Origin of the sequence: Enterobacter sp. CGMCC 5087 (assembly GCF_003144775.1) — a bacterium.
GTDB classification, from domain to species: domain Bacteria; phylum Pseudomonadota; class Gammaproteobacteria; order Enterobacterales; family Enterobacteriaceae; genus Enterobacter; species Enterobacter cloacae_M.
This window is the reverse complement of the sequence record NZ_QFXN01000236.1, coordinates 1-23,799: the sequence shown is the minus strand read 5'-3', so window position 1 is coordinate 23,799 and position 23,799 is coordinate 1. Positions and strand designations below refer to the sequence as shown.

Genomic DNA, 23,799 nt, shown 5'->3' with positions numbered 1-23,799 from the left:
ATGAAAGCCTTTCGCTGGTGTGTATTAGCAGCGGTGATGCTGGCGGTGCTTCCTCTTCGCGCCGCCTGTACCTGGCCTGCCTGGGAGCAGTTTAAAAAGGACTACATCAGTGAGGGCGGGCGTGTCGTTGATCCCAGCGACACGCGCAAAATTACGACCTCGGAAGGGCAAAGCTACGCCTTGTTCTTTGCCCTTACGGCGAACGATCGCAGCGCGTTTGACCAGCTGCTGACCTGGACGCGCGATAATCTTGCCAGCGGCAATCTCAACGACAACCTGCCCGCCTGGCTATGGGGCCAGAAAGATAAAGAGACGTGGGCGGTGATTGATACCAACTCCGCCTCTGACGCCGATGTCTGGATCGCCTGGTCTCTGCTCGAAGCGGGCCGGTTGTGGAAACATCCGGACTATACACGCACGGGTAAGGCGCTGCTAAAACGCATTGTCAGTGAGGAAGTGGTGAAAGTGCCGGGGCTCGGCGCAATGCTGCTTCCCGGTAAAGTCGGTTTTGCCGATGAAAACGTCTGGCGTTTTAACCCCAGCTATCTTCCTCCGCAGTTAGCGAGTTATTTCACGCGCTTTGGTCCCCCGTGGACCCAGCTTCGTGAAACCAATCAGCGTCTGCTGCTGGAGAGCGCGCCGAAAGGTTTTTCGCCGGACTGGGTTCAGTATCAGAAAAACAAAGGCTGGCGGTTACAGCAGGATAAATCGCTGGTGGGCGGCTACGACGCCATCCGCGTTTATCTCTGGGTGGGAATGATGAGTGATAAAGATCCTCAGAAAGCCCGGCTGCTGACGCGCTTCCAGCCGATGGCGGCAAAGACAATGAAACGGGGTGTGCCGCCGGAGAAAGTGGATGTGGCGACGGGTAAACGCACCGGGAATGGTCCGGTCGGGTTCTCTGCCGCCATGCTGCCGTTTTTACAACAACGTGATGCCCAGGCGGTTCAGCGCCAGCGCGTTGCAGACCATTTTCCCGATAATAATGCCTATTACAGCTACGTGCTGACTCTCTTTGGGCAAGGATGGGATCAGCATCGTTTTCGCTTCACCGCAAAAGGTGAATTAATACCGGATTGGGGCCAGGAATGCGCAAGTTCACAGTAAATCTACTCACTTTATCGCTTGGCCTGGCACTGATGCCGATGGCTGAGGCCGCCAACTCTCCGCAGCAGAAACAGCTGCTGGAACAGGTTCGGCTGGGCGAATCGACACAGCGTGAGGATTTGGTTCGTCAGTCGCTTTATCGTCTTGAGCTGATTGACCCGAACAACCCTGACGTCATTGCCGCACGCTTTCGCTACCTGCTGCGCCAGGGCGATAACGCCGGTGCGCAAAAAGAGCTGGATCGTCTGAAAGGGATCGCGCCGGGCTCGAGTGCATACCAGTCATCACGCAACACGATGCTGCTGTCCACGCCGGATGGCCGCCAGCAGCTCCAGCAGGCGCGTTTGCTCGCCACCACGGGACACACGCAGGAGGCGATTGCAGCCTATGACAAGCTGTTTGACGGCAACCCGCCGGGCGGTGACGTGGCGACGGAATACTGGAATGTGGTCGCGAAAGATCCTGCTCGCCGGAATGCGGCCATTAACCAGCTCAAGAAAATCAACACCAGCAGCCCCGGAAATACGCAGCTGCAGGCAACGCTGTCCCAGCTTTTGTTCCAGAGCGGACGCCGTGATGAAGGCTTTGCGGTATTGCAGGAGATGGCTAAATCGACCAACGGGCGCAGCCAGGCGTCTGATATGTGGTACGACCAAATCAAAGGCCAGCCTGCCAGCAGCGCCAGCGTCAGCGCGCTGCAAAAATACCTGAGCGTATTCAGTGACGGCGATAGCGTCGCGGCGGCGCGTGCGCAGCTCGAAGAACAGCAAAAACAGCTCGCTGACCCGGCGTTCCGCGCGAAAGCGGAAGGGCTGGCGGCGGTGGATGCCGGGCAGGGGAGTAAGGCGGTGGCTGAGCTGCAAAAAGCCGTCAGCGCCAACCATGCCGACAGTGAAGCGGTGGGTGCCCTTGGCCAGGCTTATTCCCAGAAAGGCGACCGCGCCCGCGCGGTGGCGCAGTTTGAAAAGGCGATTGCCCTCGATCCCCAGAGCGATAACCGGGGTAAATGGGACAGTTTGCTGAAGGTCAACCGCTACTGGCTGCTGATCCAGCAGGGCGATGCGGCCCTGAAGGCGAATAACCCTGCGCAAGCGGAGCGTTACTATCAGCAGGCGCGCGGTATCGACAATACCGACAGTTATGCGGTGCTGGGGCTGGGCGATGCCGCCGCGGCGCGTAAAGATAACGACGCGGCGGAACGTTACTATCGCCAGGCGCTGCGTATGGACAGCGGCAACAGCAATGCGGTCCGCGGCCTGGCCAATATTTACCGCGCGCAGTCCCCGGAGAAGGCCTCGCAGTTTATCCAGTCTCTCTCCGCCAGCCAGCGTCGGAGCATTGATGATATTGAACGCAGCCTGACCAACGAGCAGCTCTCCGCTCAGGCAGAACAGCTGGAGAATCAGGGGAAATACGCCCAGGCGGCAGAGATTCAGCGTCGTCGTCTGGCACTCTCTCCCGGCGACGTGTGGATAACCTATCGTCTCTCGCGCGATCTCTACAGCGCGGGTCAGCGCAGCCAGGCGGATACCCTGATGCGTCAGCTCGCCAGCCAGAAACCGTCCGACCCGGATCAGGTTTATGCCAACGGGCTCTACCTTTCCGGTAACGATCAGGACCGCGCCGCGCTGGCGCATCTGGACACGCTGCCGCGCAGCCAGTGGAACGGCAATATTCAGGAGCTTGCCGACCGCCTGCAAAGCAACCAGGTGCTGGAAACCGCCAACCGTCTGCGCGACAGCGGCAAAGAGCAGGAGGCGGAAAACCTTCTGCGTCAGCAGCCAACCTCCACCCGCATCGACCTGACGCTGGCGGACTGGGCGCAGCAGCGTGGCGATCTGGCGTCGGCGAAAACGACGTACAGCGCCGTTCTGCAGCGTGAACCGCAGAACGAAGACGCGATCCTCGGCCTGACCGAAATCTACAGTGCACAAGGCGACAAAGACGCTGCGCGCGCAGAGCTGGCGAAACTACCCGCCGCGCAAAACGGCCAGCCGCTGTCGCTCAACATGCAGCGCCGGATCGCGATGGCGCAGGCAGGCCTGGGCGATTCCGCTGCCGCAGAACAGACCTTCAACAAAATCATTCCGCAGGCTAAATCGCAGCCCGGCTCCATGGAAAACGCGCTGGTGTTACGTGATGCCGCGCGTTTCCAGGCGCAAAACGGGCAGCCTCAGCAGGCGCTGGAAACCTATAAAGACGCGATGGTGTCGACGGGCATCACCACGACGCGTCCGGCCGACAACGACAGTTTCACCCGCCTGACGCGTAACGATGAAAAAGACGACTGGCTGAAGCGCGGCGTGCGCAGTGATGCCGGTGACTTGTACCGTCAGCAGGATGTTAACGTCACGCTGCAGCATGACTACTGGGGCTCCAGCGGCACGGGCGGCTATTCCGACCTGAAAGCGCACACCACCATGCTGCAGGTGGATGCCCCGCTGTCTGACGGGCGCATGTTCTTCAGAAGCGATCTGGTCAACATGGACGCCGGTTCATTTGATAACAATAACGGGACCTACGATCCAAAATGGGGGACCTGCTACGAAACGCCGTGTAGCGGCAACACCCATCAGTCCGACAATGGCGCAAGCGTCGCCGTCGGCTGGCAGAATAAAACCTGGGCGATGGATATTGGCACTACGCCAATGGGCTTTGACGTCGTCGACGTGGTGGGCGGTATCAGCTACAGCAGCGATCTGGGCCCCATCGGCTATACCGTTAACGCCCATCGCCGCCCAATCTCCAGCTCCCTGCTGGCGTTCGCCGGGCAAAAAGATACTAACACCGGCACCACCTGGGGCGGCGTACGTGCCACCGGTGGCGGCGTAAGCATGAGCTATGACAAAGGGGAAGCGAACGGCGTCTGGTCAAGCCTGAACGCGGAAACGCTGACGGGTAAAAATGTGGAAGATAACTGGCGCGTCCGCTGGATGACGGGTTACTACTACAAGCTCATTAATAAAAACAACGAGCGCCTGACGGTCGGCGTCTCCAATATGCTCTGGCACTATGACAAAGACCTGAGCGGTTATACCCTGGGTCAGGGCGGCTACTACAGCCCGCAGGAGTATGTCTCCTTCGCACTGCCGGTGACCTGGCGTAAACGCACGGAGAACTGGTCCTGGGAGCTGGGCGGCTCGGTGTCCTGGTCTCACTCTAAAACCAAAGACGAGCTGCGCTACCCGATCCAGAACCTGATCCCGACCGATGAGCCAGACCGCTATACCGACCGGGGCGCGATGGAAACCGGCAGCAGCTCCTCAGGCACGGGTTATACCGCGCGGGCCATTATCGAACGCCGCGTAACGTCCAACTGGTTTGTGGGCATGGGCGTGGATATTCAGGAAGCGAAAGACTATACCCCAAGCCATGCGCTGATCTATGTGCGTTACTCTGCTGCAGGCTGGCAGGGCGATATGGACTTACCGCCGCAGCCGCTTATCCCTTACGCGGACTGGTAATCGGATTTTCCTTAATCCATTTGTAAGTCTCTCTTAATAGCGCGGCAATCGGGTATACTCAGGCGCGCCAGGTTTACACCCTGGCGCGCCCTGCGCTTCGAGTTTTGTGGAGAGTCATTTTGCGTGTCAGCCGTTCCTTAACAATCAAACAGATGGCGATGGTTTCTGCCGTCACCATGCTGTTTGTACTGCTCTTCTGCGTAATTTTGCTGTTTCATTCCGTACAGCAGAATCGCTATAACACGGCTTCGCAGTTAGAAAGTATCGCGCGCTCGGTGCGCGGCCCGCTCTCTGCCTCTATTCTGAAAGGGGATATTCCCGAAGCGGAAACCATTTTAAAACGCATTCAGCCTGCCGGCGTCGTTAGCCGCGCCGATGTGGTCTTGCCCAACCAGTTTCAGGCGCTGCGGATGAGCTTTATCCCGGAGCGTCCCGTCCCGATGATGGTGATGCGCCTGTTTGAACTGCCGGTGCAGATTTCGCTGCCCGTTTATTCGCTTGAACGCCCTGCCAACCCGCAGCCGCTGGCCTACCTGGTATTACAGGCGGACTCCTACCGCATGTATAAATTCGTCATGAGTTGGGTGGTTACGTTAGTGACCACTTGCTTACTTATGACGCTTATTCTTAGCGTGGCGCTCACCTGGTGCATTAACCGGCTGATTGTTCATCCGCTGCGCCGTATCGCCCGCGAGTTGAATACGCTTGCGCCGCAGGATCAGATGGGGCATCAGCTTGAGCTACCGCGTCTGCATCATGACGATGAGATAGGTATGCTGGTGCGCAGCTACAACCTCAACCAGCAGCGCATCCAGCGCCAGCAGGATGAGTTAAACAGCAGCGCCACGCGCTTTCCGGTGTCGGAGCTTCCTAATAAAGCCTTCCTGATGGCGATGCTGGAGCAGACCGTTGCCCGTCAGCAAACCACGGCGCTGATGGTTATCGCCTGTGAAACCCTGCAGGACACGGCTGGCGTGCTCAGGGAGAGCCAGCGCGAAATGCTGCTGCTGACCCTGGTGGAAAAGATCAAATCTGTCCTTGCCCCGCGTATGGTGCTGACCCAGGTCAGCGGTTACGACCTGGTGGTGATTGCCAACGGCGTAAAAGAACCCTGGCATGCGATCACTTTAGGTCAGCAAGTACTCACTGTCATTAATGAGCGGTTGCCCATTCAGGGTATCCAGCTTCGTCCAAGCGCCAGTATTGGTATTGCAATGTACTATGGCGATTTAACGGCAGAGCAGCTTTATCATCGCGCGTTCTCGGCGGCGTTCACCGCCCGGCGCAAAGGGAAAAATCAGATCCAGTTCTTCGCGCCGGAAGAGATGGAAAAGGCGCAGCAGCGACTGACCGAAGAGAGCGACATCCTGACCGCGCTGGATAACCGCCAGTTTGCCCTCTGGCTACAGCCGCAGGTGAATTTGCTGACGGGAGAAGTGAAAAGCGCCGAGGCACTGCTGCGCGTGCAGCAGCCGGATGGCTCATGGGAGCTGCCGGAAGGGCTGATTGAGCGCATTGAGTCCTGTGGCCTGATGGTTACCGTTGGCTACTGGGTGCTGGAGGAGTCCTGCCGTCAGCTTTCCGCCTGGCAGGAGCGCGGCGTGACGCTGCCGCTGTCGGTCAATTTGTCTGCCCTGCAGCTTATGCACCCGACCATGGTTTCAGAGATGCTGGAGCTGATCCATCGTTACCGAATCAAGCCTGATACGTTAACTCTTGAAGTGACGGAGAGCCGACGCATCGACGACCCTAATCAGGCGGTCGCGATCCTGAAACCGCTGCGTAATGCCGGCATTCGCATCGCGCTGGACGATTTTGGCATGGGGTACGCCGGGCTGCGTCAGCTTCAGCACATGAAAACCCTTCCGGTGGATGTGCTCAAAATTGATAAAGCGTTTGTCGACGGTCTGCCGGGCGACAGCAGCATGGTGCAGGCGATTATCCAGATGGCGCGCAGCCTCAATCTGCATCTTATTGCCGAGGGAATTGAAACCGAAGCGCAACGCGCCTGGCTGGCAGAGGCGGGCGTGGAGAGCGGACAAGGCTTCCTTTTTGCCCCTGCTGTTCCTTCGGATGTCTTTGAAGAACGCTACCTTTCTGGTGCTGACAATAACGCAAAAGTGTAATTTTGTTGCTGGCTTGTGCGAGCCAGCTCAAAGTTCTTAACATTTGTGTTTCAAATTTGAACTGAGTTTATTTCTGTCCTGTTATGTGGGTGTTATTTTAAAGCCGCAGGTTAACCATAACCTTACAAAACCTGTGGTTTTTCTTCCCAAGGACACCTTATGAAAACCTCACTCTTCAAAAGTCTTTATTTCCAGGTCCTGACAGCCATCGCCATCGGTATTCTGCTGGGTCACTATTACCCTGAGCTGGGCGCGCAAATGAAACCGCTTGGCGACGCGTTCGTTAAGCTCATTAAAATGGTCATCGCTCCGGTGATCTTCTGTACCGTCGTGACGGGCATCGCTGGCATGGAAAGCATGAAGGCGGTCGGTCGTACCGGTGCAGTGGCGCTTCTCTATTTTGAAGTGGTCAGTACCCTTGCGCTGATTATCGGTCTGATCATCGTCAACGTGGTGCAGCCGGGCGCGGGGATGAACGTAGACCCGTCAACGCTGGATGCCAAAGCGGTCGCGGTGTATGCCGAGCAGGCGAAGGATCAGGGCGTGGTGGCATTCCTGCTGGACGTAATCCCGGGCAGCGTCATTGGCGCGTTCGCCAGCGGAAACATCCTGCAGGTTCTGCTGTTCGCCGTGATGTTTGGCTTTGCCCTGCACCGTCTGGGCAGCAAAGGCCAGCTTATCTTTAATGTGATCGAAAGCTTCTCCCAGGTAATTTTCGGCATCATCAATATGATCATGCGCCTGGCGCCGATCGGTGCTTTCGGTGCGATGGCCTTCACCATCGGTAAGTATGGCGTCGGTACGCTGGTGCAGCTGGGTCAGCTGATTATCTGCTTCTATATCACCTGTATCCTTTTCGTGGTGGTGGTGCTGGGCTCCATCGCCCGCGCGACGGGTTTCAACATCTTCAAATTTATCCGTTACATCCGCGAAGAGCTGCTGATCGTTCTGGGGACCTCCTCTTCAGAATCGGCGCTGCCGCGTATGCTCGACAAGATGGAAAAGCTGGGGTGCCGTAAATCGGTGGTCGGGCTGGTGATCCCGACGGGCTACTCCTTCAACCTGGACGGCACCTCAATATACCTGACGATGGCGGCCGTGTTTATCGCTCAGGCGACCAACAGCCATATGGATATTTTCCATCAGATTACCCTGCTGGTGGTGCTCCTGCTCTCCTCTAAAGGCGCGGCAGGCGTGACGGGCAGCGGATTTATCGTGCTGGCTGCTACTATTTCCGCTGTGGGTCACCTGCCGGTGGCGGGTCTGGCGTTGATTCTCGGTATCGACCGCTTCATGTCAGAGGCGCGTGCGTTAACCAACCTGGTGGGTAACGGCGTGGCAACGGTGGTGGTGGCGAAATGGGTGAAAGAGCTGGATCACAAAAAGCTCGACGATACTCTGAATAATCGTTCAACTGACAGCAAAAATCCTGGCTTAACCTCTTAATCTTGTCACAAATGCCCGTATTCCCTTGTCGGGATGCGGGCTCCTGCGCATAATAACTGTTCGTACCTGTCATAATTCGACAAGATTTTTTTTGGGTATATTTCACTTCTGACCGTGACGTTTTGCCGAACGCGCGGTCTAATCGACGTGTTTTCATCGTCATCTTTAAGAGTGAAGCGCGTCGCGAAACACTCTTTTTTAACCAGGAATGTTGATCAGGGGTTCACATGCAGGGCACAAAAATTCGACTCTTAACCGGCGGTTTGCTGATGATGGCAGCAGCCAGTTATGTGCAGGCAGATGCGCTCCAGCCAGACCCGGCCTGGCAACAAGGGACATTAGCGAACGGTTTTCAGTGGCAGGTTTTAGCCACTCCGCAACGTCCCAGTGACCGTGTAGAAATCCGTCTGTCCATTAATACCGGTTCCCTCGCGGAAAGCACTCAGCAAACCGGTTTTAGCCATTTTATTCCCCGGCTGGCGCTCACGCAGAGCGGCAGCCTGCAAGCGGTTCAGGTGCGTTCGCTTTGGCAGCAGGCCATCGATCCGAAACGCCCGCTCCCACCGGCAGTAGTCTCGTATGACTACACCATGTTTAACCTGAGCCTGCCAAATAACCGTAACGATCTGCTAAAAGAAGCGCTTACGTATCTCTCCGATGCCTCTGGCAATCTGGCGATTACGCCGGATACCGTCAACTATGCGTTGAGCAACAGCGACATGGTGGCGACCTGGCCTGGAGATACCAAAGAGGGCTGGTGGCGTTACCGCCTGAAAGGCTCAACGTTACTGGGACATGACCCGGCCGAACCGCTGAAACAGCCTGTCGATGCCGAACAGGTAAAATCGTTCTACCAGAAGTGGTACACCCCGGACGCCATGACGCTGATCGTTGTGGGTAACGTGGACAGCCGCGCGGTGGTGGAGCAGATCAACAAAGCGTTTGGTGATTTGAAAGGCAAGCGTGAAACGCCAGCCCCTGTTCCGACGCTCTCTCCGCTGCGTGCAGAGCCTGTCAGCATTATGACGGACGCCGTGCGTCAGGATCGCCTCTCCGTCATGTGGGATAACGCCTGGCAGCCCATCCGCGAGTCCGCGGCGATGCTGCGCTACTGGCGTGCCGATCTGGCGCGTGAAGCGCTGTTCTGGCACGTTCAGCAGACGCTGAGCAAGAACAACGTGAAGAATATCGGTCTTGGCTTTGACTGCCGCGTGCTGTTCCAGCGTGCGCAGTGCGCCATCAACGTTGAGTCGCCGGGCGATAAGCTGAATGCCAATCTGGGCGTGGTCGCAAAAGAACTGGCAAAAGTGCGTAAAGAGGGGCTTTCCGAAGAGGAATTCAACGCTCTCGTGGCGCAGAAAAAACTTGAGCTGCAGAAGCTGTTTGCGACCTACGCTCGCGCCGATACCGACATTCTGATCAGCCAGCGTATTCGTTCCCTGCAGAATCAGGTGGTGGACATTGCGCCGGAACAGTACCAGAAGCTTCGTCAGGACTTCCTCAACGGTCTGACCGTCGATATGCTCAATCAGGACCTCCGTCAGCAGCTGTCGCAGGAGATGGCGTTGATCCTCCTGCAACCGAAGGGCGAACCGGAATATGACATGAAGGAACTTCAGAAGACCTGGGATTCCATTATGGCAACCGCGCCGCAGGCTGCGCAGGCCGCCACGGCTGATGATTTACATCCGGACGCGACGGATATTCCGCAGGGGCAGTAATGCTTAAACATTCCCTCTCCCTGTGGGAGAGGGTTAAGGTGCGTGCATTAGCCCGCACCCTCCTTAAACAGGCATCGCCTCACGCGGAATAATCGCTCCGCGATACTGAATCACCGTGCTGGCCGTCAGGTGCCCACGCTGTGCCGCCGCTTCCGGCGTTCCACCCGTCAGACGTACTGCCAGATAGCCCGCGCTGAATGAATCACCGGCCGCCGTGGTATCAATAACTTTCTCTTTGGCAAGCTTCACCGCCGGAACGTCAACCAGCGCTTCGCCCGCTACCGCGACCAGGCATGAATCCGCCCCGCGCTTAATCACCACTTCGCTCACGCCTGCCGCCTGCGTGCGTGCAATCACCTCCTCTACCGGTTTCTCACCCCACAGGGCGTCTTCATCGTCGAGCGTGAGGAAGGCGATGTCGGTGCACTGCAGCATCTGCTGATAGACCTGCTGCGTCTCTTCGCGGCTGGCCCACAGGCGCGGGCGGTAGTTGTTATCGAAAATAACCTTACCGCCGTTGGCACGGCATTCGCGCAGCAGCGAGAGCAGCTTTTCACGGCTGTCGGTGCTTAAAATCGCCAGGCTAATGCCGCTCAGATAGAGATAGTCAAAGGTCGCCAGCTCTTCGCAGATGGCCGCGGCCGCGTCGCTCTCCAGCCAGAATTTGGCCGCGGCTTCGTTACGCCAGTAATAAAATGTGCGTTCGCCGGTGCTGTCGGTTTCGATGTAATAAAGCCCAGGGAGGCGGTTCTCCATACGCTGAATCAGCGACGTTTCAACATGTTCACTCTGCCAGGCCTCCAGCATTTGCTGGCTGAAGCTGTCCGTGCCCAGGGCGGTCACGTAGTTCACGGTAAGCGCCTCAGGTGCAACCTGACGGGCAATATAAACGGACGTGTTTAACGTATCGCCACCAAATCCGCGGCTGACTTCCGCGCCTTTTTGTGACAGCTCAATCATGCATTCGCCAATCACGGCAATTTTTTTGGACATAGTCGTGAACCTGAACAGAAGAATTATCAGCAGTGTGCGCTGAGTGAATTAACCGGTCAACTATATTAAAACAACGTTCCATTATTTTATTTGAGCCAGCGCGTGTTCCCGCGCATTTCTGTCATCTTAATTTCATTTTCCCGGTGAATTGAACATAAAGTTCTCAATTGTCGCGCCGATAATCCTGTGACGAGTCCAGAAAGGCTATCCCAACAACAGGACATCTGAAATGAAGTCAGAGCAGGTTATCCAGCGGCTGAGCACTACGCCTGAGGCAAGTATTGAGAACTTGCAGGAGCATCGCTACTGGCTGCAATGTGAGCGTGCGTACACCTATCAGCCGATCTACCGAACAGATGGTCGACTGATGGCAATTGAAATTTTGACCGTCGTTACGCATCCCTCAAACCCTACTCAGCGCATCGCGCCGGATCGCTATTTTGCCGAAGTTGCCGTTCGCCAGCGTCTGGACGTGCTGGAAGAGCAGCTTCGTATGCTGGCGACGAAGCAACCTTTTTTCGAACAGCACGATATCCTCGCCTCAGTAAACGTCGATGGTCCAACCCTGCTGGCGCTGCGTCAGAACGCAAAATTGCAGGAGCTGATCGCCACCCTGCCGTGGATGCGCTTTGAGCTGGTGGAGCATGTCCGCCTGCCGCAGGATTCCTCGTTTGCGTCGATATGCGAATACGGCCCGCTGTGGCTGGATGACTTTGGCACCGGTATGGCGAACTTCTCCGCCCTGGGTGAAGTGCGCTACGACTACATCAAAGTGGCCCGCGACCTGTTCATTATGCTGCGTCAAACCCCGGAAGGGCGGAATCTGTTTACGCTGTTATTACAGCTGATGAACCGCTATTGCCAGGGCGTGATTGTTGAAGGTGTAGAAACACTGGAAGAGTGGCGTGATGTGCAAAACTCCCCCGCAGCGGCGGCGCAAGGCTATTATCTCTCCCGCCCGGTACCCATGGATCGCCTCGATAGCGTGATAACGACCCTCTGATAAGCCCGCTTCCCTTTGTCTGGACTATAGTTTTACAGGACAGGTCATCAGGAAAGGGGATAAAAATGACGAGAACAACCAGGGTAATCTCCTGGACAGCAGGGATTTTCTTGTTGTTGATCGTGGTCGTCGCCATCATTATTGCGACGTTTGACTGGAACCGTCTCAAGCCGACCATCAACCAGAAAGTCTCAACCGAACTGAACCGCCCCTTCGCCATACGCGGCGATTTAGGGGTGGTATGGGAGCGTCAGAAAGAGGAGCCCGGCTGGCGCAGCTGGATCCCCTGGCCACACGTCCATGCCGACGACATCATTCTCGGCAACCCGCCGGATATCCCGGACGTCACCATGATCCACCTGCCGCGCGTTGAAGCCACGCTGGCTCCGCTGGCGCTCCTCACCAAAACGGTCTATCTGCCGTGGATCAAACTTCAGCAGCCCGATGCGCGCTTGATCCGACTTTCAGAAAAAAACAACAACTGGACGTTTAACCTTGCCAGCGACAGCGAAAAAGATCCGAATGCCCAGCCTTCCTCCTGGTCATTCCGTCTCGACAATATTCTTTTCGATCGCGGACGGATCGCCATCGACGATAAGGTCAGCAAGGCGGATGTGGAGATCCTCGTCGATCCGCTGGGCAAACCGCTGCCGTTTAGCGAGGTCACGGGCACGAGAGCAAAAGGCGACGCGGCAAGCGTAGGTGACTATGTCTTCGGCCTGACGGCAAAAGGACGCTACAACGATCGGCCTCTCAGCGGTAAAGGAAAAATAGGCGGCATGCTGGCGCTGCGGAGCAAAGGCACGCCGTTCCCGGTTCAGGCGGACTTCCGTTCCGGTAACACCCGCGTGGCGTTCGTTGGCACGGTCAATGACCCGATGAATATGGGGGGCGTCGACCTTCAGCTCAAATTTGCCGGCGATTCGCTGGGCGAGCTGTATGAACTGACCGGCGTGCTGCTGCCGGATACCCCGCCGTTCGAAACGGACGGGCATCTGGTCGCCAAAATCGATACCGAAAAAGCGTCTGTTTTTGACTACCGGGATTTCAACGGCCGCATCGGCGACAGTGATATTCACGGCACGCTGACCTACACCACCGGAAAACCGCGCCCGAAACTGGAAGGGGATGTTGAGTCCCGTCAGCTGCGTCTGGCCGACCTGGGCCCGCTAATTGGCGTGGACTCGGGTAAAGGGACCAAGTCGAAAGAGGTCAAAAAGGATGTTCAGCCTGCCGGCAAAGTGCTGCCATACGATCGCTTCGAAACTGACAAATGGGACGTGATGGATGCGGATGTGCGCTTCAAAGGCGGAAAAATTGAACATGGCAGTACGCTGCCGATCAGCAATCTTTCGACCCATATCCTCCTCAAAAACGCTGACCTGCGCCTGCAGCCGCTGAAGTTCGGCATGGCGGGCGGGACAATTTCTTCGAACATTCATCTGGAAGGCGATAAAAAGCCGATGCAGGGAAGAGCGGAGATCCAGGCGCGTCGATTGAAGCTGAAAGAGTTGATGCCGAACGTAGAACTGATGCAGAAAACCCTCGGTGAAATGAACGGTGATGCCGACATTCGCGGCGTGGGGAACTCGGTGGCGGCGCTGCTGGGCAGCGGCAATGGTAACCTGAAGCTGCTGATGAACGACGGGCTGGTGAGCCGAAACCTGATGGAGATCCTGGGGCTGAACGTCGGTAACTACGTCATCGGGCAAATCTTCGGTGATGACGAGGTGCGGGTGAACTGCGCGGCGGCCAATATGGATCTGGTTAACGGCGTGGCGCGTCCGCAGATATTTGCCTTCGACACGGAAAACGCGGTGATTAACGTGACCGGGACCGCCAGCATGGCCTCGGAGCAGCTTGATTTGACAATTGACCCGGAAAGTAAGGGGATCCGCATCATCACCCTGCGCTCGCCGCTTTACGTGCGCGGAACCTTCAAAAATCCGCAGGCGGGCGTGAAGCCCGGACCGCTGATTGCGCGCGGTGCGGTAGCTGCGGCCCTGGCGACGCTGGTCACCCCAGCCGCAGCCCTGCTGGCGTTGATTTCGCCGTCTGAGGGCGAGGCTAATCAGTGCCGTACTATTTTGTCGCAGATGAAGAAGTAGCTCTCTTCCTCCCTCTCCCTGTGGGAGAGGGGCGGGGTGAGGGCATCGGGCCGCAGTGAATTACAGAGCCTGGTGCTTAGTCTCGTGCGTCAGCAGCAGCGCAATCAGCGTCAGCGCCGCCATGGCCGCCAGATAGACCCCCACATAGAACAGACCATAGTTCGCCTGCAGCCAGGTGGCGATATACGGCGCAACGGACGCGCCCAGAATAGAGGCAACGTTGTAGGAGAACGACGCACCGGTATAACGCACTTCAGTCGGGAACAGCTCAGGCAGCAACGCGCCCATCGGGCCGAAGGTCAGCCCCATCAGGCTCAGGCCAATCAGCAGATAGGCCATCACCAGCGCCGGGCTACCTGAACCCAGCAGCGGCGGGAAGACGAACAGAGCAAACAGCATGATGAGCGTGGTGATCGTAATCATGCTTGCACGACGACCAAACTTATCCGCCAGCAGACCCGCAATCGGCACCATCACGCCAAACCCGATCACCGCCATCATCAGCATCCACAGCACTTCGTTACGCGGCAGCCCGAGGCCAACCGGCGCGGCGGCGGTACTGAACGTCATGGAGTAGACGGTCATGATGTAGAACAACGTATAGGTTGCCAGCATGATGAACGTGCCCAGTACGGTCACGCGGACGTGTTTGGTCAGCAGCGTACCCAGCGGCACTTTCACCTGCTTGTTCGCCGCGGCCACTTTCGCAAAAACAGGAGTCTCATGCAGCGAAACGCGCACATACAGGCCAATCAGCACCAGCACGGCTGAGAAGATAAACGGGAGACGCCAGCCCCAGCTCATGAACTGTTCATCCGTCAGCAGCCAGGAGAGCAGCAGGAACGTCCCGTTGGCAAAGAAGAAGCCAATCGGCGCACCCAGCTGCGGGAATGAACCGTACAGCGCGCGCTTGCGCGCCGGGGCGTTCTCGGTGGCCAGCAGCGCCGCGCCGCCCCATTCACCGCCCAGCCCCAGACCCTGACCAAAACGCGCCAGCGCCAGCAGGACCGGCGCCAGAATGCCGATGGTTTCATAGGTCGGCAGCAGACCGATGGCTACGGTGGAGATGCCCATCGTCAGCAGCGAGGCCACCAGGGTGACTTTGCGGCCAATGCGATCGCCAAAGTGTCCAAACAGCGCAGAGCCAATCGGACGCGCAACAAACGCGATGGCAAAGGTCGCCAGAGACTGCAGCGTGGCCGCCGTAGGATCGCCCTGCGGGAAGAAAATATGCGGGAAGACGATGACCGCGGCGGTGGCATAAATATAAAAGTCGAAGAACTCAATGGCGGTGCCAATCAGCGAGGCGACGACAACTTTATTGCGCGAGTTTACCGGAACGTTTTCCGTTCCTGAGTCGAGTGTGGTGGCTGTTGCTTGCATAATATTTTCTTATTTTTGTCGAACGAAAGGCCATATTACGCACAGCAAAAGCGACATTTCAATCTGTAACAAAGCCGCGCGCTGGTGATAAAAGCAACAAAAAGCGGATAATTTTCAGGCCAGCGAAAACACGTCTATGAAATGCTTCACAGATTTTAAATATTAGTCAATTAAACTGGTTTTCGGTTAAATAAAAGTTACGGACTGGATTTATATGCTGAAATGATGAATCGGGCTGAAATTTCAGCCCGAGAGTGGGGCTAGCGGTGCGTTTTACCGGGCATTCGCGTGTCGCCTTTGTACTCGGCGGTGGCAATCCATGCCGCGCAGAACAGGGTCAGGCGAGCGAAAAAGTAGAAGAAGGCCATCAGTCCCAGCACCGAGCCAAACGCCGCGCCAGAAGGGGATTTCACCAGCGACGGCAGCGTGTAGGTCATCACGATTTTGATCACCTCAAAGCCGATCGCCGCAATCAACGTGCCGCGAATCAGCGCCTTCTTGCGCGGACGATGGCGGGGCAAGCGCCAGAAGATCCAGAAGAACAGCAGGTAGTTGGCAAAGATGGAAATGGCCAGCCCAATGCCGCGCCAGGCGGGCTTCAGCCATTCGATGTAATCAAGGTAGAGCGCGGAGATGATCATCTGCTGCGCCGAGCCCGCCACGGAGGTAATGGAAAGCGTCACGATCAGCGCGACGAGCAGGCCAATCAGCGAAACAAAATCGCGGAGATACTTCACCCAGATTTTCTCCTCGTCCTGCGGCTTACGCTCCCAGACGTCGCGCGACTGGGCGCGGATGGCCTCGCGCAGGTTGCCCATCCAGTTAACGCCGGAGTAAAGCGCAATCAGCAAACCGACGATACCCACGGTGGTACGCTGCTGAACGGCGGTATTGATGGTGCTCTTGAGGGTGCTGGCAAGGGTCGGGTCACTGACGTTATTCAGGATTTTATTGAAGATATCCTGCAGTAGCGTCGGGTGCGACGCGAGCACAAAACCGGCTGCCGCAAACGACACCATCAGGATTGGGATCATCGACAGGAAGGAAAAATAGGTGATGGCGGCACCAAACTGGTTCCCCATGCGGTCATTAAAGCGCTCGGTCGCGCGTATCAGATGCGCAACCATGGGAAACTGCTGAATTCTCGCGGCGATGCCGGTGACGGTCCCCAGCGCTTTGCTGGCGGTGCCTGGCGTTTTGGCCTCTTCGGGCCCGGTTTCCATCTTTTTGACGGGCTCATACTCTAAATGTTGGGTGGGTCGTTGCGGGTTGTTTTCCGGCGTCACGCGCATTTTCCTTTTCGTTGAGCTGGATGTGTTTTTGAATTATAGCTTGCGGCTAGTCCACGTAAGCTTTTGTGAGTTCGGTAAGCCACTCCATGAACAGATGGACCCGGCGGGAGAGGTTGCGGCGGTGAGGGTAAATCAGGGAGACGGGCATCGCTTCGGCCCGGTATTGCGGGAGGATCTCAATCAGTTTCTTCGCGCGCAGTAAATCGCGCACCCCAACCCGCGGAACCTGAATAATGCCCAGCCCGGCGAGACAGGCAGCCTGGTAAGTTTCCGTGCTGTTGACGGTTAACACCCCGCCCGTTTTTATCCACTGCGTCGCACTGCCGTTATAAAACTCAAAGCCCTGCGGGCGGGTTCCCAGCATCGCGGCGTAGTGGATCACGGCGTGCGAGCCTAAATCGTCCAGGGTTTCCGGATAGCCAAATCGCGCCAGATAGTCCGGGCTGGCGCAGTTAATCACCGACAGCTTTCCCAGCGGACGGGCAATCAGCCCTGAATCCTTCAAAGTGCCGACGCGCACCACGCAATCAAAACCTTCGCGGATCACATCCACCAGACGATCGCTGCTGCTGAGCTCGAGTTCAATGCCCGGATAGTGCTGCAGAAAAGCAGGCAGTTTGGGGATGACTAAATTTCGAGCAACGCCGACGGGCATATCCACGCGGAGCCGACCGCTGATGCTGGAGGGATCGTGCTGAAACATACCGTCGAGTTCATCAAGGTTTGCCAGCAGATCTTTCGCCCGTTCGTAATAGACCATGCCGTCCTGCGTCAGGCTGACGCGGCGCGTGGTGCGGTGCAATAGCTGGGTGCCAAGCCGGTTTTCCAGGGCCTGAATTTGCCGCGAGACGCTGCCTTTCGGCAGGGTTAATGTTTCGGCCGCGCGGGAAAAACTTTCCAGTTCCGCGACGCGGACGAACAGCTGCATTGCGTGAATTTTATCCATAGAGGAAGCTCATTGTTGTTTCTGGTGAAACAGTGAAGCGTTTTAACCCATCTTTATTGATTTTCTATCACCTAATAAGCTCTTTCTCAATCTCCTTAACAGCCAAAACGAGGTTTATGATGAGTGAACGTATCGCATTAGTGACGGGTGGTAGCCGTGGTCTGGGCAAAAACGCTGCGTTAAAGCTGGCGGCAGACGGCACGGGAATTGTCCTGACATACAACCGTAGCCAGCAGGAAGCGCTGGATGTTGTGCATGAAATTCAGCAAAAAGGCGTCAACGCAGCGGCATTACAGCTCAACGTCGGTGATATCACGAGTTTTGATCATTTTGCCCGACAGCTTCAGGAAACCCTTAAGACCGTCTGGCAGCGCGAAACCTTTGACTATTTATTGAACAATGCCGGAACGGGTTTATACGCGCCCTATGCCGACACGACGGAGGCTCAGTTTGATGAAGCGCTGAACATTCATTTCAAAGGACCTTTCTTCCTGACCCAGCGCCTGCTGCCGCTGCTTAACGACGGGGGGCGTATCCTCAACGTCTCCAGCGGGCTGGCCCGTTTTACCCAGCCGGGCTCAGGGACCTACGCGGCCATGAAGGGGGCGATGGAAGTGCTGACGCGTTATCAGGCGAAAGAGCTGGGCGCGCGCGGAATTTCCGTCAATATTATTGCGCCGGGCGCGATAGAAACTGACTTTGGCGGCGGACGCGTGCGCGACAACGCGGAGCTGAATCAGCTTCTGGCCTCGCAGACGGCGCTGGGACGGGTGGGGCTGCCGGACGATATTGGCGATGCCATTGCGGCACTGCTCAGCGATAAGCTGGGCTGGATGAATGCGCAACGTATTGAAGTATCAGGCGGTATGTTCCTGTGATACACGGGCTTAGGGGAAAGGAGCCCCTTAAGGAAACCCTTAGTATGGATGTGTCTGCATACTGACAGTGATAAAGAACGCAGGCAGCCATAGCCGATAACCCATTTTCATCACGATATTTCTCCAGAGAAAGGCCCGGATGTTTTTTTATTAACGCAGCGGCCGCTGAGAATATTTTCAGCGAATGACGTTTGATATTCGTTTCCTCTAAATAGTGACATTAAAGAGGAAACGACGTCCGGGAAATATCTGCTAAAAAGCGGTTGGTCAGAAATTATTATTCAGGTATTCCTGCTGTAATAAACCAAATAGCCAGTCATTTTGCCAGCGCCCCGCAAGGTAATAGCTCTCGCGTAATTCACCTTCCAGACGAAAGTGGGTTTTTTCCAGCAGGCGTCTTGATGCGACATTTCCCGCGGTGACGGCGGCGGTGAGTCGCCGTATACCGCCCTGATGAAAAGCGTAATCGCAAAGTGCTTTCAGGGATTCAAAGCCGTAACCTTTCCCCTGCGCCTCGGGTGCGAAAAGGAAGCCCACTTCTGCGCAGTCCTCCTCCCGATGAATATATCCGGTAACGCCCAGCGGGGCCTGTGAGGCGGTGTCACGTACGACGAGACAAAGCCAGTGAGCGCTGCCCGGTGCCCATGGGGTCAGGCGCGAATCAAACGCCTCGCGGATCGCCGCGACGGGACGGTCTTCCGACACAAAGCGCATCACGTCCGGGTGCTGCTGTAGCGCCAGAAAAAAGGGCCAGTCTTGTTCCTGCAGGGGCGAACAGGTCAGGCGAGAGGTAATTAAAACCGGCATTCAGATTCTCCTGAAACATTTTAAATCATTTTAGGGTTGTCACTTTATTTCAACAGAAAGTCAGGTATGGTTAACCGCGTATAAATAAAAAGAATAAAGGGCGTTTCGTGCCCATTCCGGATGTCTTCGTTGTCGCTTAAGGAAAACAATGACTCTCAGCACATCACATCATATTCGCGAACAGTTTGAACACTGTCTGGCGGTCATTCGCCATGCGTCGGTGGAAATTTTACTCCTTCTGAATGTACATGCTTCTGAGGGAAAAGATCCACGCTGGTTTCTGGAACAACTCGACAGCGCGCGATTAGCTCTGGGCGGCTGGGGAGCCGTTGCGAAAAAACTCAACCTCAATGATGCCGAGATGTCGGAATTTACGCTCCAGCTGCGCCTGCTGCAGCAGCGCGTTCCGCAGTATGAAAGCGGACAGGATGTGAGTGAAAACCAGCTTATTGCGGCGATGCGGTTTGTGACCGCTCTGGAACATCTTCGGCTGCAGCAGCCGCTATTGACCTACAGCACTGACCTGGCACCGGGAAGCGAACTCCAGCAGCAGCAGGCGCACAAGCAGGTACGCGCGATTGAGCTGATGATCAAAGGGCTCATCCAGCAGGCCTGGCCCGATCAGGTACGGCTGAACAACCATCTTAAGACCCTGTTTAACGCTGACCGCGTGCGGCGCTGGCTGAAGCTTGGCGAGATCAATGATGTCCTCAGCGGCATGATGTTCAGTGAACTGGCGCAGATGCTGGTGGATAAAAAAGAGTTCAGCCGCTATTACGCTTCGCTGTTCAGCGACCCGTCCATGCTGACGCTGCTGGTTGAACCGCGCAAAACGCTGCAAACCTTCCTCGATGACATTCGGCAAATCCGCAACAGCATTACCGTTCAGAAAACGCTAAGCTCGGCGCAAATCCAGCTGCTGGATAACTACTATGCGCAGATCGCGCGGCCCGTTCAGCGCGCGTTTGAAGAGGGGAGAACGCGCGTCAATCCGGCCGGATTCATGGCGGTAGATGCCAGCGAATTGCATACCTTCTGGGAAAAGGCGCAGAAAATGGATCGGGTCACCGGTGGGGATCTGTTTGAAGTCCGTGACACCATTGAAAAGCCGACCCAGCGCGCGCCGCGTACCCCCGAACAACGCGAGCAGCTCATTTCCGGTGCGCTATGGGGGGCGGTTGGCGTCATGGTGATTGCTATCGTGGCGGGGGGCTTCTGGCTGGTGACCAGCAGCAAACCGCAGCCTGCAACCGCCAGCGCGGCTGAAGCGGCTTCTCCGCAGGAAATGCGCGAGACGCCTTCTTCGCGCGAAACGCTCACGCGCATGGGGGTCACCTGGGACGAGAATAATTTCCGCTCGGCCATTAACCGCAACGATACCCGCGTGACCCTGCTGTTTTTGCAGGGCGGCATGGACTGGAAGCTCTCCTGGACCGAAGAGGCGATGTCGGCAGGCTATGACGATGTGCTGGAGCTGATGTTACGCTACCGGCAGAACATGGTGGAAGAGAAGCCGTGCCGTCGCTTCATCAACACTCTCAGCCACGCCATGTCGAACGGCGAGTCTCTGACCTCGGTACGTAAAGAGTATCTCAAAGCTTTCTGCACCGTGCCTGCCGTGGTGAAACGCCAGCAGCACGATCTCGACATGGCCACACGCCGCGCGCAGTCGCAGCCGGATGCCACCACGAAAAAATGGCAGTCCATTCAGACTGCCATTTATGAGGTGATTCGCTGATCTCTTCTCCCTCTCCCTGTGGGAGAGGGCTGGGGTGAGGGCACCAGACCGCACCCCGCTTAAGGCTCCCCATACAACCCAATCAGCCGCCGCACCACGCCGTTCGTCCAGCCGAAACCGTCCTGCAGCGGATACTCACCCCCGCCGCCTTCGCGCGGCGTGCTGCTGGCGATGTGATACTTCTCAATCAGCTTGTGATGCGTCTTATAAAAATGGTTCACCGTATGCAGCCAGCTCCAGGCGATCTCATCGCCCAGCGAATCGTTGCCGTACTGCTTGAACCCCTGAATCGCCATCCACTGCAGCGGCGCCCAGCCGTTGGGTTTATCCCACTGCTCGCCGGTTTCGTACTCGGTCGCCAGAATTCCGCCCGGGGTCAGCAGCCGCGATTTGACAGCATCAGACAAACGTTCTGCCTGCTCGTGCGTCGCCATTCCAACATACAGCGGCACAATGCTGGCGGCAGAAAACAGCGCCAGCTCTTCGCGTCGCCAGTCGTAATCGCGGTAGCAGCCGCTCTCCTCGTCCCACAGATAGCGGTTCACCGCCGCGCGGCGATCGTTGGCTTTCTGGCGAAACGCCTCTGCCGTCTCTTTATCCCCTTTCGACGCCGAGATGTTGGCGATAGCGCTTTCCAGCTTGAACAGGAAGGCGTTCAGATCGATGGGGATAAACTGCGTCGTGCGGATGCTGGCGAGCCGCGACGGATCGCGCAGCCAGCGGGACGAGTAATCCCAGCCGGACGCCGCCCCCGCGCGCAGGTCGCGATACACCTCATTGGGCGGACGACCCGAGTGGCGGGCAGTTTCCACGTCCTCAATCCACGATTCGTCGCGCGGGGTATCACGGTCGTCCCAGTAGCGGTTGAGCAGTGAACCGTCCGGCATGCGCACGGCGCTGCGGTAAGCCTGGTTAAGCAGCAGCGACTCCGCGCCGTCCATCCAGAAGGCGTACTCCATTTTGAGGTGGTCCAGATAGCGTTTTGCACCGCGCACGCCATCCTCCTCGAACAGCTCCACCATCAGGGCAAAGACCGGCGGCTGCGAGCGGCTGAGATAATAGGTGCGGTTGCCGTTGGGGATATGCCCGTAGCGTTCAATCAGCCAGGCAAAGTTGTCCGCCATACACTTGAGCAGATCGTTACGGCCGCTCTCCGCCAGCCCCAGCATGGAGAAATAGGAATCCCAGTAGTAGGTCTCGCTGAATCGCCCGCCGGGGACGATATAGGCCTGCGGCAGGGCCAGCAGGGAAGACCAGGGAATATGATCCTGCGGCTCGCGCGTCAGCACCGGCCACAGGTTATCAATGTGCTCTTTCAGGGAGAGTCCCGGGTCGGAGACATATTCTGTGCCGTACGTTTCCGGCATCCAGAAGTGGTTCTCCACAAACTGGCGCAGGTCGAAATCCCGGTGGCGTCTGACCTTGCGGTAGCGGATCAGGATATCCAGCGGATCCATCTTCGGCGCGCAGTCGGGGAAGGTTTTACTGTCCGCAAACAGCCGCGTCGACTGCACATGCTCGAACAGTTCAAGATAGCGGTCTGCGGGCGTCAACGCATCGGAGGCGGGTAGCCCCTCGATCATTTCGGGTTCCGGCTCCGCCTCAATCATTTCATCCAGTTTCAACTCGCAGGGATCGGTCTCGTAGCGCAGCTCTTCTGCAATCTCGAACTCGATGTTCTCGGTAGCCTGTAGTTTCTGGTTGAACATGGTGATAGGGACCTCCGGTTGTGTGTTCAAAAGACAGGTTTATCCGGGCGTCTTATAAGCGTAGACATTCGCTTCGGTAGATGGGGAGGGAAATGTGCGGTAGATCACTATTTTCGGAGCATTCGTTTTGCAACGATTTATGAATGTTAAAAAAATGCCCCTCAGGAGAGGGGCATCAGGATTAACGCATGGTCACAAACTCTTCCGCGGCCGTCGGGTGGATGGCCACCGTGTTGTCGAAGTCTTTCTTGGTTGCGCCCATCTTCAGCGCCACGGCGAAGCCCTGCAGGATCTCGTCCATGCCGAAGCCGATTCCGTGGATGCCGACAATCTTCTCTTCCGGACCTACGCAGACCAGCTTCATGCGGCACGGCTGACGGTGAGAGGTGACGGCGGTGTACATCGCGGTAAACGCCGATTTATACACTTTCACCTGATCGTCGCCGTACTGCTCGCGCGCCTGCGGCTCGGTTAAGCCGACGGTGCCGATTGGCGGGTGGCTGAAGACCACGGTCGGGATGTTGCTGTAGTCCAGATGCTCGTCCGGCTTGTTGTTGAACAGGCGCTCGGAGAGACGACGACCCGCTGCAACGGCGACCGGCGTCAGCTCAACCGCGCCGGTATTATCGCCGACCGCATAAATGCCCGGTACGCTGGTGTTCTGGAATTTATCGACGACGATATAGCCTTTTTCGTCGGTTTTCACGCCAGTTACGCCCAGGTTGAAGTTATCGTTCGCAGGTTCACGGCCAATCGCCCAGATCAGGCAATCGACGGTCTGGCTGCGGCCATCTTCCAGCTCAAGCGTCAGGCTGCCGTCCGCGTTTTTCACCACCGCTTTTGGCACGGCGTTGGTGTGCAGGGTCGGGCCTTCGGTGTTCATCACTTCAACCAGCGTATCGACAATCAGCGGGTCAAAGCTGCGCAGCGGCGCGTGTTTACGTACGAACAGGTGCGCTTCTGCGCCCAGGCCGTTAATCACGCCGGCCAGTTCCACCGCAATGTAACCCGCGCCAACAACGGCAACGCGTTTTGGCAGGACAGGCAGTTCGAAGAAACCGTCGGAGTCGATGCCGTA

The 23,799-nt window shown here is 57.0% G+C and carries 16 protein-coding genes and 1 pseudogene; 9 read left to right on the top strand and 8 right to left on the bottom strand.

The window, feature by feature from the left end; translation table 11 throughout:
- From bcsZ to DEO48_RS21020, 5 genes are all read left to right on the top strand, one after another.
- The gene (bcsZ, locus tag DEO48_RS21040; RefSeq protein ID WP_109846197.1) at positions 1 to 1,107 is read left to right on the top strand and encodes a cellulose synthase complex periplasmic endoglucanase BcsZ; all 1,107 of its coding nucleotides are present in this window, start codon (positions 1 to 3) and stop codon (positions 1,105 to 1,107) included.
- Complete coding sequence (gene bcsC / locus DEO48_RS21035; protein WP_109846196.1) at positions 1,089 to 4,571, top strand: cellulose synthase complex outer membrane protein BcsC; 3,483 nt, start codon at positions 1,089 to 1,091, stop codon at positions 4,569 to 4,571. Before bcsZ ends, bcsC begins: the two co-directional genes overlap by 19 nt.
- Before the next feature lie 119 nt (positions 4,572 to 4,690).
- Positions 4,691 to 6,697 carry a biofilm formation regulator HmsP gene (gene hmsP / locus DEO48_RS21030; protein WP_109846195.1) on the top strand — a complete coding sequence of 669 codons (2,007 nt, stop codon included), beginning with the start codon at positions 4,691 to 4,693 and terminating at the stop codon, positions 6,695 to 6,697.
- Between the two features lie 159 nt (positions 6,698 to 6,856).
- Positions 6,857 to 8,143, top strand: a complete 1,287-nt coding sequence (locus DEO48_RS21025) for a dicarboxylate/amino acid:cation symporter (protein ID WP_023309587.1) — start codon at positions 6,857 to 6,859, stop codon at positions 8,141 to 8,143.
- 227 nt (positions 8,144 to 8,370) lie between these two features.
- Positions 8,371 to 9,864 carry a pitrilysin family protein gene (locus tag DEO48_RS21020; protein ID WP_109846194.1) on the top strand — a complete coding sequence of 498 codons (1,494 nt, stop codon included), beginning with the start codon at positions 8,371 to 8,373 and terminating at the stop codon, positions 9,862 to 9,864.
- A gap of 63 nt (positions 9,865 to 9,927) precedes the next feature.
- Here DEO48_RS21020 and DEO48_RS21015 read toward each other — a convergent pair whose 3' ends face one another.
- The gene (locus DEO48_RS21015; RefSeq protein ID WP_109846193.1) at positions 9,928 to 10,857 is read right to left on the bottom strand and encodes a sugar kinase; all 930 of its coding nucleotides are present in this window, start codon (positions 10,855 to 10,857) and stop codon (positions 9,928 to 9,930) included.
- A gap of 229 nt (positions 10,858 to 11,086) precedes the next feature.
- Here DEO48_RS21015 and pdeH point away from each other — a divergent pair, with 229 nt between their 5' ends.
- Both pdeH and DEO48_RS21005 read left to right on the top strand, forming a co-directional pair.
- The gene (gene pdeH / locus DEO48_RS21010) at positions 11,087 to 11,860 is read left to right on the top strand and encodes a cyclic-guanylate-specific phosphodiesterase (RefSeq protein ID WP_109846192.1); all 774 of its coding nucleotides are present in this window, start codon (positions 11,087 to 11,089) and stop codon (positions 11,858 to 11,860) included.
- Positions 11,861 to 11,925: 65 nt separating this feature from the next.
- Entirely contained in the window at positions 11,926 to 13,968 is a 2,043-nt protein-coding gene (locus DEO48_RS21005; protein WP_109846191.1) for an AsmA family protein, read from the top strand.
- A 60-nt stretch (positions 13,969 to 14,028) separates the two neighbouring features.
- Here DEO48_RS21005 and DEO48_RS21000 read toward each other — a convergent pair whose 3' ends face one another.
- The 3 genes from DEO48_RS21000 to DEO48_RS20990 all read right to left on the bottom strand — a co-directional run bounded on the left by DEO48_RS21000 (position 14,029) and on the right by DEO48_RS20990 (position 17,589).
- Positions 14,029 to 15,351, bottom strand: coding sequence for an MFS transporter (locus DEO48_RS21000; RefSeq protein ID WP_045404756.1), 1,323 nt, complete (start codon positions 15,349 to 15,351; stop codon positions 14,029 to 14,031).
- 260 nt (positions 15,352 to 15,611) lie between these two features.
- Positions 15,612 to 16,637: an inner membrane protein YhjD gene (gene yhjD / locus DEO48_RS20995; RefSeq protein ID WP_109846200.1), complete on the bottom strand. Its 1,026-nt coding sequence runs from the start codon at positions 16,635 to 16,637 to the stop codon at positions 15,612 to 15,614.
- Between the two features lie 52 nt (positions 16,638 to 16,689).
- Complete coding sequence (locus DEO48_RS20990) at positions 16,690 to 17,589, bottom strand: LysR family transcriptional regulator (protein WP_023309580.1); 900 nt, start codon at positions 17,587 to 17,589, stop codon at positions 16,690 to 16,692.
- Between the two features lie 119 nt (positions 17,590 to 17,708).
- Here DEO48_RS20990 and DEO48_RS20985 point away from each other — a divergent pair, with 119 nt between their 5' ends.
- Positions 17,709 to 18,467: an SDR family NAD(P)-dependent oxidoreductase gene (locus DEO48_RS20985; RefSeq protein WP_023309579.1), complete on the top strand. Its 759-nt coding sequence runs from the start codon at positions 17,709 to 17,711 to the stop codon at positions 18,465 to 18,467.
- Between the two features lie 97 nt (positions 18,468 to 18,564).
- On the opposite strand, the pseudogene DEO48_RS27415 reads toward DEO48_RS20985, so the two are convergent.
- Positions 18,565 to 18,663 (bottom strand): annotated as a pseudogene (locus DEO48_RS27415) (lysozyme); the annotation flags it as partial.
- Between the two features lie 71 nt (positions 18,664 to 18,734).
- Positions 18,735 to 19,274: a GNAT family N-acetyltransferase gene (locus DEO48_RS20975; RefSeq protein ID WP_109846190.1), complete on the bottom strand. Its 540-nt coding sequence runs from the start codon at positions 19,272 to 19,274 to the stop codon at positions 18,735 to 18,737.
- A gap of 148 nt (positions 19,275 to 19,422) precedes the next feature.
- On the opposite strand from DEO48_RS20975, the gene DEO48_RS20970 reads away from it, so the two are divergent.
- Complete coding sequence (locus DEO48_RS20970) at positions 19,423 to 21,012, top strand: STY4199 family HEPN domain-containing protein (RefSeq protein ID WP_023309577.1); 1,590 nt, start codon at positions 19,423 to 19,425, stop codon at positions 21,010 to 21,012.
- Between the two features lie 59 nt (positions 21,013 to 21,071).
- Here DEO48_RS20970 and DEO48_RS20965 read toward each other — a convergent pair whose 3' ends face one another.
- The gene (locus DEO48_RS20965) at positions 21,072 to 22,721 is read right to left on the bottom strand and encodes an alpha,alpha-trehalase (protein ID WP_045355923.1); all 1,650 of its coding nucleotides are present in this window, start codon (positions 22,719 to 22,721) and stop codon (positions 21,072 to 21,074) included.
- Between the two features lie 181 nt (positions 22,722 to 22,902).
- A partial coding sequence (gene gorA / locus DEO48_RS20960; protein WP_109846189.1) for a glutathione-disulfide reductase occupies positions 22,903 to 23,799 on the bottom strand: 897 nt, incomplete at its 5' end.

Bases quoted from the DNA above. Each gene is read 5' to 3' on its own strand.
- DEO48_RS21025 (WP_023309587.1), top strand. From the start codon at position 6,857: ATGAAAACCTCACTCTTCAAAAGTCTTTATTTCCAGGTCCTGACAGCC.
- DEO48_RS20965 (WP_045355923.1), bottom strand. From the start codon at position 22,721: ATGTTCAACCAGAAACTACAGGCTACCGAGAACATCGAGTTCGAGATT.
- DEO48_RS20990 (WP_023309580.1), bottom strand. From the start codon at position 17,589: ATGGATAAAATTCACGCAATGCAGCTGTTCGTCCGCGTCGCGGAACTG.
- DEO48_RS21020 (WP_109846194.1), top strand. From the start codon at position 8,371: ATGCAGGGCACAAAAATTCGACTCTTAACCGGCGGTTTGCTGATGATG.
- bcsZ (WP_109846197.1), top strand. From the start codon at position 1: ATGAAAGCCTTTCGCTGGTGTGTATTAGCAGCGGTGATGCTGGCGGTG.
- DEO48_RS21000 (WP_045404756.1), bottom strand. From the start codon at position 15,351: ATGCAAGCAACAGCCACCACACTCGACTCAGGAACGGAAAACGTTCCG.
- bcsC (WP_109846196.1), top strand. From the start codon at position 1,089: ATGCGCAAGTTCACAGTAAATCTACTCACTTTATCGCTTGGCCTGGCA.
- DEO48_RS21005 (WP_109846191.1), top strand. From the start codon at position 11,926: ATGACGAGAACAACCAGGGTAATCTCCTGGACAGCAGGGATTTTCTTG.
- DEO48_RS20985 (WP_023309579.1), top strand. From the start codon at position 17,709: ATGAGTGAACGTATCGCATTAGTGACGGGTGGTAGCCGTGGTCTGGGC.
- DEO48_RS20975 (WP_109846190.1), bottom strand. From the start codon at position 19,274: ATGCCGGTTTTAATTACCTCTCGCCTGACCTGTTCGCCCCTGCAGGAA.
- DEO48_RS20970 (WP_023309577.1), top strand. From the start codon at position 19,423: ATGACTCTCAGCACATCACATCATATTCGCGAACAGTTTGAACACTGT.
- DEO48_RS21015 (WP_109846193.1), bottom strand. From the start codon at position 10,857: ATGTCCAAAAAAATTGCCGTGATTGGCGAATGCATGATTGAGCTGTCA.
- pdeH (WP_109846192.1), top strand. From the start codon at position 11,087: ATGAAGTCAGAGCAGGTTATCCAGCGGCTGAGCACTACGCCTGAGGCA.